At 71.8% G+C, this 15,499-nt stretch carries 13 protein-coding genes, 1 pseudogene and 1 riboswitch; of the genes and pseudogenes, 11 read left to right on the top strand and 3 right to left on the bottom strand.

What is annotated here, in order from left to right; all coding sequences use genetic code 11:
- Window positions 1-85 precede the first annotated feature (85 nt).
- Window positions 86-2,266, bottom strand: a complete 2,181-nt coding sequence (locus PV721_RS32055) for a chitinase C-terminal domain-containing protein (protein ID WP_319730521.1) — start codon at window positions 2,264-2,266, stop codon at window positions 86-88.
- Window positions 2,267-2,563: 297 nt separating this feature from the next.
- Window positions 2,564-2,694, top strand: a riboswitch (FMN riboswitch).
- Between the two features lie 222 nt (window positions 2,695-2,916).
- On the opposite strand from PV721_RS32055, the gene ribD reads away from it, so the two are divergent.
- The 10 genes from ribD (at window position 2,917) to PV721_RS32005 (ending at window position 11,502) form a co-directional block, all read left to right on the top strand.
- Complete coding sequence (ribD, locus tag PV721_RS32050) at window positions 2,917-3,981, top strand: bifunctional diaminohydroxyphosphoribosylaminopyrimidine deaminase/5-amino-6-(5-phosphoribosylamino)uracil reductase RibD (protein WP_319730519.1); 1,065 nt, start codon at window positions 2,917-2,919, stop codon at window positions 3,979-3,981.
- A complete protein-coding gene (locus PV721_RS32045) occupies window positions 3,982-4,611 on the top strand; it encodes a riboflavin synthase (protein WP_319730517.1) in 630 nt (209 codons plus the stop codon). It begins immediately after the preceding gene.
- The gene (locus tag PV721_RS32040; protein WP_319730515.1) at window positions 4,608-5,264 is read left to right on the top strand and encodes a nicotinamide mononucleotide transporter family protein; all 657 of its coding nucleotides are present in this window, start codon (window positions 4,608-4,610) and stop codon (window positions 5,262-5,264) included. Before PV721_RS32045 ends, PV721_RS32040 begins: the two co-directional genes overlap by 4 nt.
- A complete protein-coding gene (locus PV721_RS32035; RefSeq protein WP_319730513.1) occupies window positions 5,261-6,550 on the top strand; it encodes a bifunctional 3,4-dihydroxy-2-butanone-4-phosphate synthase/GTP cyclohydrolase II in 1,290 nt (429 codons plus the stop codon). Before PV721_RS32040 ends, PV721_RS32035 begins: the two co-directional genes overlap by 4 nt.
- Before the next feature lie 50 nt (window positions 6,551-6,600).
- Entirely contained in the window at window positions 6,601-7,086 is a 486-nt protein-coding gene (gene ribH / locus PV721_RS32030) for a 6,7-dimethyl-8-ribityllumazine synthase (RefSeq protein ID WP_007262951.1), read from the top strand.
- 58 nt (window positions 7,087-7,144) lie between these two features.
- On the top strand, window positions 7,145-7,426 hold the full coding sequence (locus tag PV721_RS32025) for a phosphoribosyl-ATP diphosphatase (protein ID WP_319730509.1): 282 nt from the start codon (window positions 7,145-7,147) through the stop codon (window positions 7,424-7,426).
- Between the two features lie 56 nt (window positions 7,427-7,482).
- The gene (gene hisG / locus PV721_RS32020) at window positions 7,483-8,331 is read left to right on the top strand and encodes an ATP phosphoribosyltransferase (protein WP_319730507.1); all 849 of its coding nucleotides are present in this window, start codon (window positions 7,483-7,485) and stop codon (window positions 8,329-8,331) included.
- A 35-nt stretch (window positions 8,332-8,366) separates the two neighbouring features.
- Window positions 8,367-8,831: a PH domain-containing protein gene (locus tag PV721_RS32015; RefSeq protein WP_319730506.1), complete on the top strand. Its 465-nt coding sequence runs from the start codon at window positions 8,367-8,369 to the stop codon at window positions 8,829-8,831.
- A gap of 200 nt (window positions 8,832-9,031) precedes the next feature.
- Complete coding sequence (locus tag PV721_RS32010) at window positions 9,032-10,462, top strand: hemolysin family protein (RefSeq protein WP_319730505.1); 1,431 nt, start codon at window positions 9,032-9,034, stop codon at window positions 10,460-10,462.
- Window positions 10,459-11,502, top strand: coding sequence for a hemolysin family protein (locus tag PV721_RS32005; RefSeq protein ID WP_319730503.1), 1,044 nt, complete (start codon window positions 10,459-10,461; stop codon window positions 11,500-11,502). Before PV721_RS32010 ends, PV721_RS32005 begins: the two co-directional genes overlap by 4 nt.
- A 234-nt stretch (window positions 11,503-11,736) precedes the next feature.
- On the opposite strand, the gene PV721_RS32000 is transcribed toward PV721_RS32005, so the two are convergent.
- The gene (locus tag PV721_RS32000; RefSeq protein ID WP_319730501.1) at window positions 11,737-13,653 is read right to left on the bottom strand and encodes an AAA family ATPase; all 1,917 of its coding nucleotides are present in this window, start codon (window positions 13,651-13,653) and stop codon (window positions 11,737-11,739) included.
- Window positions 13,654-14,042: 389 nt separating this feature from the next.
- On the bottom strand, window positions 14,043-14,678 hold the full coding sequence (locus tag PV721_RS31995; RefSeq protein WP_319730499.1) for a hypothetical protein: 636 nt from the start codon (window positions 14,676-14,678) through the stop codon (window positions 14,043-14,045).
- 109 nt (window positions 14,679-14,787) lie between these two features.
- Here PV721_RS31995 and PV721_RS31990 point away from each other — a divergent pair.
- Window positions 14,788-15,499 (top strand): annotated as a pseudogene (locus PV721_RS31990) (peptidase C39 family protein); the annotation flags it as partial.

Raw genomic sequence — 15,499 nt, 5'->3', positions numbered from 1 at the left:
CGGGTGTCTCGTTCTGCCTGGCTTTCACCTACCACCTTCCGGCGTCCCCGGCATGCAGGTGGCTGGGGAGCGTGTCCGTCACCACCTACGCCCTGGCACGTGACCGGGCCCGCGGCCCCACGGTGACGGAACCGGGCACGACGCAGCCGCCCGGTTCCGTCACCGTGGTGCCGCGTGCCAGGTCACCGGCGAGGGCGTAGGTGGTGCCGGAGATGTTCACCGTCCAGTTGGAGGGCGTGGAGACCGGAAGGTAGTAGTTGAAAGCCAGGTCCACGGAGGCGCCCGGGGCCAGCGTCTGCCAGGCCGGGAGCTTGAGGGAGACCCGCTGGAAGTCGCCCTTCAGGCCGCCGACGTTGTTGCCGGTGTGACCGCTGCTGATCACCTTCGTGCCGAAGCCCGACTGGTCGGAGGCGTTGTCCGGGGCCGAGGTCCCGTAGTCGAACTGGAACTCGGTGCCGCCGGGCAGCGTCGTGCTCGTGTTGTTGGTGATCTTGAGCTTCGGCGTGAGCGGGTAGTTGGAGTCGCCCAGCTTGAACTCGGTGAACTCCGTCCTGATGTTCACGGCCCGGGCGGGAAGCGCCGCGTCGGACTTCTTCGCGCCGTACGGGGAGGCCGTCTTGAACTTCTGGTACATCGTGTCGGTGAGGGTGTCGCCCATCTCGTACTGGCCCTTGGCCGCGTTGTAGGCGTAGTCGCCCGCGAGCTCCCAGACCATCGTGCCGCCGATGCCCTTGTTCACCACGTAGTCGGCCTTGGCGCCGACCGACTGCTCGTCCTCCGTCGACAGGAAGACCTTCTTCTGCGCGTTCCACAGCCACGGCGCCACGAGGGTGGAGTCGTACTTGCGGACGTAGGTGCCGGTCAGCGTGGTGTTCGACGGGAAGCCGTACGTGGTGACGTAGTCGCCGACGACCCCCTTCTCCAGGTTCTTGGCGTGCCACATCGGGTTGGAGCCCGCCGGGGACTCGACCCCGTTGGTGTCCTTGTCGTGCCACAGGTTGTCGATGCCGACCGCGCCGTCACCGCACTTGGTCAGGCCCGCGCCGGCCGGGCAGGTGGTCGCGGGTGCCTTGCCCCACAGGCCGTCGGTGCCGCCCTGCACGTTCTTGAAGCCGCGGGTGTAGTAGGGCAGGCCGATGTTGATGCGGCCGCCCGGCATCGAGCCGCGGAAGTAGTGGTACGCCCAGTCGGTGTTGAGGTAGCCGATGCCGCCGTACTGGGAGGTGGAGTAGACGCCCGCGGCGGCCAGCTCGCCGTCCTTGCCGTCGTCGAAGAGCGAGGCGTTGGGGCCGACGTACTCGTTCCAGGCGCCGTGCAGGTCGTAGGACATGATGTTGACGTAGTCAAGGTACTTCTGGACCTGGAACGTCTCCATCCCCCGCAGCAGGTAGCCGGAGGAGGGGGCGGCGACGGAGAGCAGGTAGTGCTTGCCGTCGGCGGCGCCCGCCCGGTCGAGCTTCTCGCGCAGGGACTTCATCAGGGCCGCGTAGCCCTGGACCAGGCCGGCGCGGCGGGCGTTGGACAGCTGCCAGTCGAGCGGGTTGCCCGCGTCCTTCATCGTGGTCGGGTACTCGTAGTCGATGTCGACGCCGTTGAACCCGTACGTGCGGATGAACTCGACCGAGGAGTCGGCGAAGGTGTCGATGCCGGCCTGGTTCACCGAGCCGTCGGCGTTCGTGGCCATCGAGTAGAAGCCGCCGGAGGCGACGCGGTTGCCGTCGTCGCCGAAGTAGCCGCCGGTCTCCGCCCAGCCGCCGACCGAGATCAGCGTCTTGACGCCCGGGTACTGCTTCTTGAACTTGGTCAGCTGGTTGAAGTGGCCCTTGTAGGGGAGGGCCGGGTCCATCTCGGCGCCCGCGACTCCGGGCCAGGTCATCCCGGTGGCGGCGTTGTTCACGCCGTCCGAGCCGACGGAGATCTTGTTGTCGGCGCCCACGTGGGCGAAGGCGTAGTTCAGATGGGTGACCTTGGACCACGGGATGTTGTGGGCGAGGTAGGCGGGGGTGCCGTCCTTGCCGGTGCGCCAGCCGGTGAAGTATCCGATGACGCGGCGCTGGTGGTCGGCGCCCATCTTCTCGCGGCCTTCGGAGTCGTAGACCGAGCAGTACGGGACGTCGACGCCGGCCGTCCTGTACAGCCCGTCGGGGCGACAGGACTCGTTGTCGGCGGCGTGCGAGACGCCCGCAGAGAGCCCGCCCACCAGCAGTCCGGCGATTGCGGCGCCGGATGCCAGGAGCATCGCTCTCGTACGTGTGGGGGACGGCATGGTGCCTCCTGGGGAGGGGAGGATGCGGGACACAACTGGACACGACGTGAAGCAACGGGGGTGGTACAGAAGCGTGTTGGCCCGTGACGTGCGCACATCTGACGGGCTGTTCCCGAGAAGTTGAAGGGAACGTTAAGAGGACTAGACCACCCCGTCAATAGGTCTGGACCAACCCCGGGTCCGCTTGACCGGGTCCCGGCCGCGGTCACCTCCGGGTCACCCTCTGTGAGCCAGGCCACACCGCATCGCCTGCATGGCGGCGGATCACCCGTGGCAAACTGGCTGGAGTACCAGTAGCAGCGCACTCCGGGGTCGGTGCAATTCCGAACCGGCGGTTATAGTCCGCGACCCGTCCGCAGCCAGCGGCCGGTTGACCAGGTGAGATTCCTGGACCGACGGTTAAAGTCCGGATGGGAGGCAGTGCGCGGCGGGCCAGTCACGGGTACGCCGCCGTCGGCGGTTCATCGGCGCATCCCTGCGGATGTGCACGATCGGACCGTTTTTTCGGCCTCGGCGTCCCCCTGTGAGCTGGACCGCTTCATCTGTCGCATCCCGACAGGCCCCGGAGTCCGTGCCCGATGAGGCAGGAGGACCCGGTGGCGACACACGCCGCGCACGCAGCACCCGCATCCGACGGGGGTACCCGTGCCATGCGCCGAGCCGTCGAGCTCGCCGCCCGCGGACTCGGCTCCACCAGCCCCAACCCCGTCGTCGGCTGCGTCATCACCGACGCCTCCGGCGCCGTCGTGGGCGAGGGCTGGCACGAGCGGGCCGGCGGCCCGCACGCCGAGGTCAACGCCCTGCGCGCCGCAGGCGACGCGGCCCGCGGCGGCACCGCCTACGTCACCCTCGAACCCTGCAACCACACCGGGCGTACGGGGCCCTGCGCCCGCGCCCTTGTCGAGGCCGGGATCGCCCGCGTGGTCTACGCCGTCTCCGACCCGAACCTGCAGGCCAGCGGGGGCGCGGCCACCCTGCGCGCCGCCGGGGTCGACACCGAGGCCGGGTTCCTGGAGGCGGAGGCCGAGGCCGGCAACACCGCCTGGCTGACCTCCGTACGGCTCGGCCGCCCCCACGTGACCTGGAAGTACGCCGCCACCCTCGACGGCCGCAGCGCCGCAGCCGACGGCACCAGCCGCTGGATCAGCTCCGCCGAGTCCCGCGCGGACGTCCACCGGCTGCGCGCCGAGACCGACGCCGTCCTGGTGGGCGGCGGCACCCTGCGCGCCGACGACCCCCACCTGGCCGTCCGCGGCATCGACGGAGCCACCCAGCCCCTGCGCGTGGCCCTCGACACCCACGCCGGGATCCGGCCGGGCGCCCGCATCCTCGACGACTCCGCGCCCACGCTGCTGGTCGTCGCCGAGGACGCCGACACCCGCCACCTGCCCGGTGTCGACCTCCTGCGGCTGCCCCTGCAGGACGGCCGGATCCCGGTCCACACGCTCCTGGCGGAGCTGTACGCCCGTGGCGTGCGCTCCCTCCTCCTGGAGGGCGGCCCCACCCTGGCGGGCGCCTTCGTCGAGGGCGGAGCCGTCGACCGGGTCGTCGGCTACCTCGCCCCGGCCCTGCTCGGCGCCGGCCCCGCGGCCTTCGGCGACGCAGGCATCACGAACATCTCCCGCGCCGTCCGCCTCGACATCACCGAGGCCGTCCGCGTGGGCCCCGATCTCCGCATCACCGCCATCCCCACCACCGCCCCCAAGGAGCACTGAGTGTTCACCGGAATCGTCGAAGAACTGGGCGAGGTCGCCGCCGTCGAGCAGCTCGAGGAGGCCTCCCGCTTCCGGCTGCGCGGCCCCCTGGTCACCGAGGGCGCCAAGCACGGCGACTCCATCGCCGTGAACGGCGTCTGCCTGACCGTCGTGGAGACCGCCGACGGCGAGTTCACCGCGGACGTCATGCAGGAGACCCTGAACCGCTCCAGCCTCGGCGCCCTCGCCGAGGGCTCCCGGGTCAACCTGGAGCGCCCGATGGCCCTCGGCGGACGCCTCGGCGGACACCTGGTCCAGGGGCACGTGGACGGCACCGGCGAGATCCTCTCCCGGACCCCCTCCGAGCACTGGGAGATCGTCAAGGTCGCCCTCCCGCAGAACCTCTCCCGCTACGTGGTCGAGAAGGGCTCCATCACGGTCGACGGCGTCAGCCTCACCGTGGTCGAGGCGGCCGCCGACTGGTTCACGATCAGCCTCATCCCCACCACCCTCGCCCTGACCACGCTCGGCATCAAGCAGCCCGGCGACCCGGTCAACCTGGAGGTCGACGTCCTCGCGAAGTACGTCGAGCGCCTCCTGGCCGCCGGGGTGGACCCGCTGCACGCGAATCCGACGGGAGACGACCAGTGACCGCCCTGACCTGGCTCAACGCCGAAGCCTTCACCGTCTTCGGCCAGAAGGTCATCTGGTCCGACATGATCGGCAACCTCATGGGCCTGACCGCGCTCGCCCTCGGCTGGCGCCGCTCCATATGGACCTGGCCCGCCCAGCTCCTCTCCGGCCTGATCCTCATCGCCGCCTACGCCTCCGCCCACCTCGCCGGCGGCGTCGGCAAGCAGCTCCTGGTCATCGGCGTGGCCGCGTGGGGCTGGCGCGCCTGGCAGCTCGGCCGCCGGCAGGCCCAGGACGGCTCCATCGCCGTGCGCACCGCCACCTGGAAGGAGCGCGGACTGCTCCTCGCCGGAGCGGCCCTCGGCACCCTCGCCGTCGGCGGCCTGTTCACGCTCTACCCGGACCTCTCCTGGAGCCCGTGGGCCGACGCGTACATCTTCGTCGGCACCATCGTCGCGATGGTCGCCCAGGCCCGCGGCCTCGTCGAGTTCTGGATCGCCTGGCTCCTCGTCGACCTGGTCGGCGTCCCCCTCGCCTTCAACAACGGCCTGGCCTTCTCCGGCCTCGTCTACGTCGTGTACTTCGCCCTCGTGGTCTGGGGCGCCTACGACTGGTACCAGCGCTCGCGCACCACCACCCCCGCCCCGGCCCTGGAAGGAGCAACGGCATGACCACCCTCAAGCCCGTGCCCGAGATCCCCGAAGAGACCTTCCGCCTCGACCCCGTCGAGCAGGCCGTCCGCGACATCGCGGCGGGCCGGCCGGTGGTCGTCGTCGACGACGAGGACCGCGAGAACGAGGGCGACCTCGTCATCGCCGCCGAGAAGGCCACCCCCGAGATCATCGCCTTCATGATGAGCGAGTGCCGCGGCCTGATCTGCGCCCCCATGGAGGGCCCCGAGCTGGACCGGCTCGAACTCCCCCAGATGGTCCAGAACAACACCGAGTCGATGAAGACCGCCTTCACCGTCTCCGTCGACGCGAGCGCCGCCCACGGCGTCACCACCGGCATCTCGGCCGCCGACCGCGCCGCCACCCTGCGGCTGCTCGCCGACGGGGTCTCCGGTCCCGGCGACTTCGTCCGCCCCGGCCACATCTTCCCGCTGCGCGCCAAGCCGGGCGGCGTCCTCGTCCGCAACGGCCACACCGAGGCGGCCGTGGACCTCGCCCGCCTCGCGGGCCTGCGCCCGGCCGGTGCCATCGTGGAGATCGCTGGCGAGGACGGCGTCATGCTGCGCCTGCCCGAGCTGATCCCCTTCGCCCGCAAGCACGGCCTGACGATCATCTCCATCGAGGACCTGATCGCCTACCGCCGCTCCGCCGAGCCCACCGTGCGCCGCGAGGCCGAGGTCAACCTGCCGACCGCCTTCGGCGCGTTCACGGCCTACGGCTACCGCTCCACCGTCGACGGCGTCGAGCACGTCGCCCTCGTCCACGGCGAGATCGGCGACGGCACCGACCTCCTGGTCCGCATGCACTCCGAGTGCCTCACCGGCGACATCTTCGCCTCCCAGCGCTGCGACTGCGGCCCCCAGTTGCACGCCTCCATGCAGCGGATCAAGGACGAGGGCCGCGGGATCGTCGTCTACCTGCGCGGCCACGAGGGCCGCGGCATCGGACTGCTGTCCAAGCTGCGCGCGTACGAACTGCAGGAGCGCGGCCGCGACACCCTGGACGCCAACCTGGAACTGGGCCTGCCCGCCGACGCCCGCGACTACGCGGCCGGCGCGCAGATCCTCGCCGACCTCGGCGTGCACGACGTCCGGCTGCTGACCAACAACCCCGACAAGTCCGCCGCCCTCGTGCGGCACGGCATCGAGGTCACCGGCCGGGAGGCCATGCCGGTCGAGGCGGGCGAGCACAATCTGCGGTACCTGCGCACCAAGCGGGACCGGATGGGCCACGACCTGCCGTGGCTGGACGGGGCCGTGACCACGTCCGCCTGCGGCAACCAGTAAGCAAGCACCACCACCGTACGTACATCCACGAACCACCGAGGAGCAGAGCTGTGAGCGGCAAGGGCGCACCCGAACTGAGCGTGAAGAACTGCGGAGACCTCCGAGTCGCCGTGATCGCGGCCCAGTGGCACGAGAAGGTCATGGACGGACTGGTCGACGGCGCCCTGCGGGCCCTGCACGAGCTGGGCATCGACGAGCCCACCCTGCTCCGCGTCCCCGGCAGCTTCGAGCTGCCGGTCGTGGCGAAGGTCCTGGCCGGTCGCGGTTACGATGCGATCGTCGCCCTCGGCGTGGTCATCCGCGGCGGCACCCCGCACTTCGACTACGTCTGCCAGGGCGTCACCCAGGGCCTGGTACAGGTGTCGATCGACACCGGAGTCCCCGTCGGCTTCGGCGTGCTGACCTGCGACAACGACGAGCAGGCGCTGGACCGCGCCGGGCTCGAGGGGTCGAACGAGGACAAGGGGCACGAAGCGGTCACCGCCGCCGTCTCCACCGCCATGACCCTGCGGACCGTCAGCGAACCCTGGCGCTAGTCCAAGGAGTGAACCCCGGCACGGGGACACCCGGGTGAGCCCTTACTCTAAGGACATCATGGCGAACGAACCCTCCAAGACCTTCGAAGAGCTCTTCACCGAGCTCCAGCTCAAGGCAGCCGAAGGCGACCCCAGCACCTCCCGCACCGCCGAGCTCGTCCACAAGGGCGTCCATGCCATCGGCAAGAAGGTCGTCGAGGAGGCCGCCGAGGTCTGGATGGCCGCCGAGTACGAGGGCAAGGAAGCCGCCGCCGAGGAGATCTCCCAGCTGCTGTACCACGTCCAGGTGATGATGGTCGCGCGCGGGATCTCCCTCGACGACGTCTACGCGCACCTCTGATCCACGGCACGCACACCCGCCCGTAACCACGCACACCACGCACCAAAGGAAGCCCCATGCTGCGCATCGCCGTCCCCAACAAGGGTTCACTCTCCGGACCGGCGTCGGCGATGCTCCATGAGGCCGGCTACCGGATGCGCAAGGAGTCCAAGGAGCTCGTGGTCGTCGACCCCGAGAACGAGGTGGAGTTCTTCTACCTCCGCCCCAAGGACATCGCGATCTACGTCTCCTCCGGCAAGCTCGACATCGGCATCACCGGCCGCGACCTGCTGCTCGACTCCGGCGCGAGCGCCGAGGAGATCCTGCCGCTGAACTTCGGCCGGTCCACCTTCCGCTACGCCACCACCCCCGGCACGGCGAAGGGCCCCGAGGACTTCCACGGGATGACGATCGCCACCTCGTACGAGGGAATCGTCGCCAAGCACCTCGCCGAGAAGGGGATCGACGCCTCCGTCGTCCACCTCGACGGCGCGGTCGAGACCGCCATCCAGCTCGGCGTCGCCCAGATCATCGCGGACGTCGTCGAGACCGGCACCAGCCTGCGCAACGCGGGCCTGGAGGTCATCGGCGAGCCGATCCTCACCTCCGAGGCCGTCGTGATCCGCGGCAACGGCGCCGACGCCGACGACCCGCAGGTCCAGCAGTTCCTGCGCCGCCTCCAGGGCGTCCTGGTCGCCCGCAGCTACGTGATGATGGACTACGACTGCCGCGCCGAGCACTTGGAGCGCGCGGTCGCCCTCACCCCGGGCCTGGAGTCGCCGACCGTCTCCCCGCTGCACAACGAGGGCTGGGTCGCGGTCCGCGCCATGGTCCCGGCCAAGGAAGCCCAGCGGATCATGGACGACCTGTACGAGCTCGGCGCGCGCGCGATCCTCACCACCTCGATCCACGCCTGCCGGCTCTGATCCGCACCACCACTGCAGAAGGCACCCGAACCACCATGGCCGAGCCCGCCGCCCAGCCCGAACCGCCCGCCCTGCCGGTCACCTTCCGGCCGACCCGTACCCGGGTGGTCCTGCTGGGCGTCGGCCTCGCCATGTTCGCCACCATCACCTCGATCGCGGTGATGCTGGAGCGCCTGCAGCCCGGCGAGCGGATCAGCTTCGTCTTCGTCGCCGTCCTGCTGTCCTCCGTACTCGTCCTGCTCAGCCGCCCCAAGGTGGTCGCGGACGAGGCTGGAGTCACCGTGGTCAACCTGACCACCACCCGCCGCCTGGAGTGGGCGCAGATCCTGCGGGTCAACCTCCGCCCGGGCGACCCGTGGGTGTTCCTCGACCTCAGCGACGGCACCAGCCTGCCCGTCCTCGGCATCCAGCCGGGTGTCGCCAAGCAGCAGGCGATCGGCGACGCGCGTGCCCTGCGCGCCCTGGCCGATTCCCGCGGAACCGGCGCGAACGACAGCTGAGACCGCCGATCCCCGTCGCTGCGTACCGTTGCGGCCGGGATCTCAATGACTACCCTGGTGGCGGGGCGCAGTCGTGCGCCCTCCCACCGGCCCCGGGACCCCGAGGTCCGTGGGCACCTGCGACTTGAGGAGTGACTCCCTCCAGCAATGGACGGATCGTCCGGTAGTACCCGCGCCGCCCTCCCTCCGGAGGCGGCGGCATGACCATTCCGCTACTCCTGCTCGCGGCGGCATTCGCCCTGATCCTCGCCAACGGTTTCTTCGTGGCAGCCGAATTCGGCCTCGTCACCGTGGAGAGACCCGAGGCCGAGCGCGCCGCAGCCGACGGTGACCGCCGTGCCCGCACGGTGGTCGAAGCCCTGAAAGAGCTCTCCTTCCAGCTCTCCGGCACCCAGCTCGGCATCACCATCACCTCCCTCGTGGTCGGCATGCTCGCCGAGCCCGCCCTCGCCGCACTGCTGGCCGGGCCGCTCGCCGCGACCGGCCTGCCGCAGGGAGCCGTCCCCGGCGTCGCCGTCGTCATCGGCATGCTGCTCGCCTCCGCCGTCCAGATGGTCGTCGGCGAGCTCGTACCGAAGAACTGGGCGGTCTCCCGGCCGCTCCAGGTGGCCCGCTTCGTCGCCGGCCCCCAGAACGCCTTCTCCCGCGCCTTCCGGCCGGTCATCGCCGGCCTGAACGCCGTCGCCAACCGGCTCGTCCGGGCGCTCGGCGTGGAGCCGACCGAGGAGATGGCCTCCGCCCGGACCCCCGGCGAACTGGTCTCCCTGGTCCGCCATTCGGCCCAGGCAGGCGCCCTCGAACAGGACACCGCCGACCTCTTCGTACGGACCCTCTCGCTGGGCGAGCTCACGGCCCAGCACGTCATGACCCCCCGGGTGAAGGTCAGCGCCCTCATGCACACGGCCACCGCGGCCGACGTGCTCAACCTGACCCGCGCCACGGGCCTGTCCCGCTTCCCGGTCTACCGCGACCGCATCGACGAGATCACCGGCGTGGTCCACCTCAAGGACGCCCTCGCCGTGCCCGAGTCCGACCGCGACCGCACCACCGTGAGCCGGATCTGCGTCGCCCCGCTGCTGGTGCCCGGCTCCCTGCCGGTGCAGCCGCTGCTGGAACGGTTGCGCAGCGAACAGCCGATGGCCGTGGTCGTCGACGAGTACGGCGGCACCGCCGGCGTGGTCACGCTGGAGGACATCGTCGAGGAACTCGTCGGCGAGGTCCGCGACGAGCACGACCTCGCCGAGGACGGCAGCCCCGAACTGGCCGCCGTAGCGGCCGAGGACGGCCGCCCCTCCTGGGAGGCCGACGGCAGCTGCCGGGTGCAGACCCTGCGCCGGATAGGCCTGGAGGTGCCCGAAGGGCCGTACGAGACCGTCGCCGGCCTCGTCGCCGACCTGCTCGGCCGGATCCCCGCCCCCGGGGACCGCGCCGATCTCCCCGGCTGGAAGCTGTCCGTCCGCCGGGTCGGCCGCAACCGCGCCGAGCTCGTGCGCCTGGTCCCGCTGACGGCGGTGCCCACGGCCGGCGGCTACCGGCCCGCCTCCGCGGCCGACGGCGCCGGCCCGCTCGGCTCCGGCCGCCACGGCGAAGGAGCCCCGCAGCGGGCCGAGCTGGAAGGCGCCTCCCGGTGAACGTGCTCCAACTCCTCTTCGCCCTGCTGCTGGTCCTCGCCAACGGCTTCTTCGTCGGCGCCGAGTTCGCACTCGTCTCCGTACGGCGCAGCCAGATCGAGCCCCTCGCCGCGGACTCCAAGCGGGCCCGCCAGGTGCTCCACGGCCTGGAGAACCTGCCGCGCATGATGGCCGCCGCACAGTTCGGCATCACCATCTGCTCGCTCACCCTCGGCGCGGTCGCCGAACCCACCGTGGCCCGGCTGCTGGAGCCCGTCTTCCACGCCGTCCACGTACCGCAGGGCCTGATCCACCCCCTCGGCTACGCGCTCGCGCTCGCCGCCGTGGTCTTCCTGCACCTGGTCATCGGCGAGATGGTCCCCAAGAACCTCGCCATGGCCGCCCCCGAGAAGACCGCCCTGTGGTTCAGCCCCGGCCTGGTCGCCTTCGCCCGTGTGTGCGGGCCGGTCACGACCGCGCTCGGCGCCTGCGCCAAGCTCGTCCTGAAGCTCTTCAAGGTCGAACCCAAGGACGAGGTCGAGGCCGTCTACACCTCCGCCCAGCTGGGCCGGCTCCTCAAGGACTCCCGGAAGGCCGGGCTCCTGGAGCCGGTCGAGCAGGAGCGGCTGGAGGACGCCCTCGAACTGGGCAGCCGCCCCGTCAGCGACGTCCTCCTCGACCGGGACCGCCTGGTCACGGTCGGCCCCGACGTGACCCCGCGCCAGATCGAGCAGCTGACCGTCCGCACCGGCTACTCCCGCTTCCCCGTCCGGGCCGCCAGCGGCGCCTTCATGGGCTACCTGCACGTCAAGGACGTACTGGACCTGGAAGACCGGGAGCGGGCCGTGCCCCAGCGGGTCTGGCGCCGGATGACCACGCTGTGCGCCACCGTCCCGCTGGACGACGCCCTCGGTGTGATGCGCCGCGACGCCACCCACCTGGCGCAGGTCGCCGACCCCGGCGGCCGGGTCCTGGGCCTGGTCGCCCTGGAGGACGTCCTGGAAATGCTGGTCGGCGAGGTCCGCGACCCGTCGCACCGGGCCTACGTCCGGGGCGCGTAGCCAGGGCCGTGCGGCGCCGTTGCCGGGGGCTCCGCCCCGACCCCCCGCGCCTCGAACGCCGGCCGGGCCGGCTGTTTCAGCCCGCCCGGCGTTCGGGGGCACGGGCGCGGAGCGCACGTACGGGTCCGGGGCGGAGCCCCTGGGGGCACCTCCCGGCGGTAGCCGGGGGAGGAACGGTGGAAGGGCGGGGCGGGGAGACGGCTCCGCGTTGCGGCACCCCGCACTCCGTCGGGGTCACAACGGCGGCTCCGGCCGTTCCTGCGGGCCGCGGCCCGACAGGACCTCCCCGTACGCCTGCATCAGGTCCGGCAGCCGCAGCGTGGCCAGGTCGTCCCGCGACGGCTCACCCGCGAAGCCCGCCAGCCGCAGGTCCCGGTACGCGCAGCTCTTCTCGTACAGCGTCCGCAGGAACCGCCCGTTGCCGAGCTCGTCGATCCAGCCCTGCTCCACCACGTGCCCGCTGATGCTGCGCAGCTCCTCCAGCGACTCCTCGTCCCAGTGGTCCCCGTTCGCGTCCGCCAGCACCCCGCCGATCGCGGTCAGCTCCAGCGGCCGGTAGCTGGGGAAGTCCACCCGGGTGGTGAACCGCGAGGACAGGCCCGGATTGGCGGCCAGCAGCCGGTCCATCCCCGCCGGATAGCCCGCCAGGATCACCACCAGGTGGTCCCGGTTGTCCTCGGCCCGCTTGAGGAGCACCTGCAGGGCCTCGTCGCCGTACGCGTCGCCCTTGCTGTAGCCCGAGTTCGACAGGGAGTAGGCCTCGTCCACGAACAGCACCCCGCCGATCGCCGAATCGATCAGCTCGTTCGCCTTCACCGCGGTCTGGCCCAGGAACTCGCCCACCAGGTCCGCGCGCTGGGCCTCCACCAGATGGTCACCGCCCAGCAGCCCCAGCGCGTAGAAGACCCGCCCCAGGATCCGCGCCACCGTCGTCTTCCCCGTCCCCGACGGCCCCGAGAAGACGAAATGGCGTTTCGGCGGCTGCACCGGCAGCCCCTGACCCGCTCTCAGCCGCGCCATGTGCAGCTGCGCCGAGAGCGCCTTCACCTGGCGCTTGACCGGTTCCAGGCCCACCATCCGCTCGAGCTCCGCCAGCGCCTCGGCGAGCGCCGCCGGGTCGGCCGGACCGGCCGGCAGCCCCTCGGGCGTGCCCTGCGGCGGGACGGGCACCTTGCGCCGCGCGCCCTCCACCCGGCCCGCAGGGGGAGCCGGCGGAGCCAGCGGGTCCGGCTCGGCCTGGTTGTCGGCCGCGATGTCCTGGACGGGCCCTCCTCCCAGCGCGACCGCCGCGAAGTCCCCGCCGGCCGGGGACGGGCCGTGCCCGGCGTAGGCCCCGTAGCCGGCGTACCCCGCCAGACCCGCCAGATCGGCCATGCCGTCGGTGTCGTCGCCGTCCTCGATGGCCGTCAGTCTGGCCGCGGTGTCCATGAACGAGGGATCCACCCGGTGCACCGCCCGGTACAGCGGCAGCGCCGCCGCGCTGCGCCCGGTGCCCTCGTGCGCCCGCGCCAGCCAGTACCGCAGCTCCTTGCGCTGCGGCTGCTCGCTGCGACATCGCATCAGGGCCGCCGACAGCATCGGCTCCGCCTGCCCGTACATCTCCAGCCGGACCCGGGCCATCCCGCCGAACAGCCCCGCCTCGATCCCCAGCAGCGGATCGTTCACCAGCGGCTCGGTGTGCCGGACCAGTTGCTCCCAGTCCTTGACCAGGTAGGCCCGGCAGGCGTGCAGGAACCGCACCTGGGAGTCGGTGTCCACCGGCGGCAGCGCCGCGAGGGCCTGGTCCAGCTCGGGCACGTGGCGGCCGTCCAGCCAGTGCGAGGCGTGGGCGAGCAGCAGGTCCCGCCGGCTCTCCAGCACCGGCTGCACCCACCAGCCCAGCCAGTACCAGGAGTTCAGCGTCCGCCGGTGCCGCGCCCGCTGCTCGCCGAAGCGGTCCCGGTGCGCGTACATCCGGAGTAACGCGTTGCCGGTGTCCACCCGGAGCGCGTGCAGCCCCAGCCAGGCGTCGGCCATCGAGGGATCGAGTCGTACGGCCGCCCGGAACTCCTCCTCGGCCTGCGGATACGCGCCCATGGTGCAGGCGTCGACTCCGCGCAGCCAGGCGAGTTCGGCCGGGGCGTGCATGCTGCCCGGCGTGCCGAAATCCATCACGTCCCCCACAAGCCTGCCCCCGTGGTGCGCGGCAACCCCCGCTTCGAGCGCGCGAGTTGACCGGTGCCCCCGGCTGGCGTCGCTGAAATCAGGGCTGCATCGTACCTGCGGTTTCGCACCTTACGTAGGGCGCGACGGGGCGGGTTCGGGCGTGCGCCCCAGGGGTGCCCGGTGACTCAGGGTGAAGAACCGGAGCGGATCGGCCTCGCGTGACACCCGTGGGAGCGGGGTTCGCGGGCAGAACGAAGCCCCCGATCACGGGGGAACAATCGGGGGCTTCGTGTCTGCGGCAGCCGCAAGGCCCCGCATTGAGAACGTAAGGCCGGTGCGGGCCCCGGGTCAAGCAGGTCGGTGGAGGCCTGGCGGAGCGGATTTTTCCGGGCCGCTCAGGCCCGGGGGAGTTCGTCACCGCCGGTGACGGAAGCGATGGTTCCCGCCGTCGCTCCGGTCCCGGAAGACCACTCGTATCCCGTACCGCTCTGGTGCACCAGGGTGTCGGCGAAGGGGCGCGAAGGGTCATTGGAGAAGTGCGCGCGCTCCGCGCGCTCCCATCCGTCCCAGAAGTCGGAAAGTTCACGCCCGTCCCGCTTTCGCCCCCGCAGCCAGGACCGCGCGCGAGGCGTCTCCATCCACAGCAGCCCCGCCAGATGCGGGCGCAGCGCCCGCCGGCCGGCCCCGACCCCCTCGATCAGCAGCACCGGTGCCGGCTCCAGCACCCGCTCCGGCCCGAAGCGGCGCTCCACCCAGTCGTACGGGGCCCAGAGCGCGGGCCGCCCCTCGGCGAGCGGCTCCAGCACCTGCGCGCGCAGCCGCTCCTCCCAGCCGAACAGCTCCTCGTGGCTGGCCACGTCGTCCAGGTGCAGTACGGGCGCCCCGCCCAGCGCTTCGGCGAGCCGCCCCGCGAAGGTGCTCTTCCCGGATCCGGCGTGACCGTCGATCCCGATCAGACGCACCGGGCCGAGGGAGGCCGGCAACGCGGCAAGCTCCCGGGCGAGTGACTCAAGTGACTGCTGTGACTCCACCCGACCAGCGTAGACAAGCCCGACACGACCCGCGGCTTCGGCGTACGGCCGCCGGGAACTGGAAGGGTGAAGCCACCGAAGCGCCGACCCACCCCGGGGGAACCTCGCGATGACAGCATCCACGCCACGCAGGGCCGTACTCGTCGCCGCACTCGCGGTCGCCACCGCGGCGACCGCCGCCGGTGTCCCCGGCGGCAGCGCCTCGGCGGCCGCCCGGCCGACCCCACGGGCAGCGGGCCCCACCGTCGACAACCGCTTCTGGCACTCCTTCGCCCACTGGCTGGCCGGCACCCACACGGGCACCACCGCAGTCGGCGGCGCCCGTCCCGGCCTGGAGATCAAGACCGCCGCCGGGCGCACCGAGTACGCCGATCCGCACACCGGGAGGAACAGCGTCTGGGAGTACGCCACCTGGACCTCCCCGGTGCACCGCTCCACCGTGCCCGCCACCGAGGCCATCGCCTCCTGGAACGCCCGCACCCCGGCCGGCACCTGGATCCGGATCGAACTGCGCGGCACCTACACCGACGGCACCGCCACCCCCTGGTACGTGATGGGGCGGTGGGCCTCCGGCGACCGCGACATCCGCCGCACGTCGGTGGACGGCCAGACCGACGGCAAGTCCACCGTCTGGACCGACACCCTGGCCGTCGACGCCCCGGCCGCGGCCGCCGGACTGCGGATCAAGGACTGGCAGCTGCGCCTCACCCTGTACCGCAGGCCGGGCGCGGACCGCGGCCCCACCGTGTGGCTGGCGGGCGCGATGGTCTCCGACGTCCCGGACCGGTTCACGGTCCCCGGGCTGGCAGTTATACAACACT

The organism is Streptomyces sp. MB09-01 (assembly GCF_033794505.1).
Taxonomy (GTDB): domain Bacteria; phylum Actinomycetota; class Actinomycetes; order Streptomycetales; family Streptomycetaceae; genus Streptomyces.
This window is presented reverse-complemented; position numbering and strand designations above follow the sequence as displayed.

Bases quoted from the DNA above. Each gene is read 5' to 3' on its own strand.
- PV721_RS32055 (WP_319730521.1), bottom strand. From the start codon at position 2,266: ATGCCGTCCCCCACACGTACGAGAGCGATGCTCCTGGCATCCGGCGCC.
- ribD (WP_319730519.1), top strand. From the start codon at position 2,917: ATGCGCCGAGCCGTCGAGCTCGCCGCCCGCGGACTCGGCTCCACCAGC.
- PV721_RS32035 (WP_319730513.1), top strand. From the start codon at position 5,261: ATGACCACCCTCAAGCCCGTGCCCGAGATCCCCGAAGAGACCTTCCGC.
- PV721_RS32025 (WP_319730509.1), top strand. From the start codon at position 7,145: ATGGCGAACGAACCCTCCAAGACCTTCGAAGAGCTCTTCACCGAGCTC.
- hisG (WP_319730507.1), top strand. From the start codon at position 7,483: ATGCTGCGCATCGCCGTCCCCAACAAGGGTTCACTCTCCGGACCGGCG.
- PV721_RS32015 (WP_319730506.1), top strand. From the start codon at position 8,367: ATGGCCGAGCCCGCCGCCCAGCCCGAACCGCCCGCCCTGCCGGTCACC.
- PV721_RS32010 (WP_319730505.1), top strand. From the start codon at position 9,032: ATGACCATTCCGCTACTCCTGCTCGCGGCGGCATTCGCCCTGATCCTC.
- PV721_RS32000 (WP_319730501.1), bottom strand. From the start codon at position 13,653: ATGGATTTCGGCACGCCGGGCAGCATGCACGCCCCGGCCGAACTCGCC.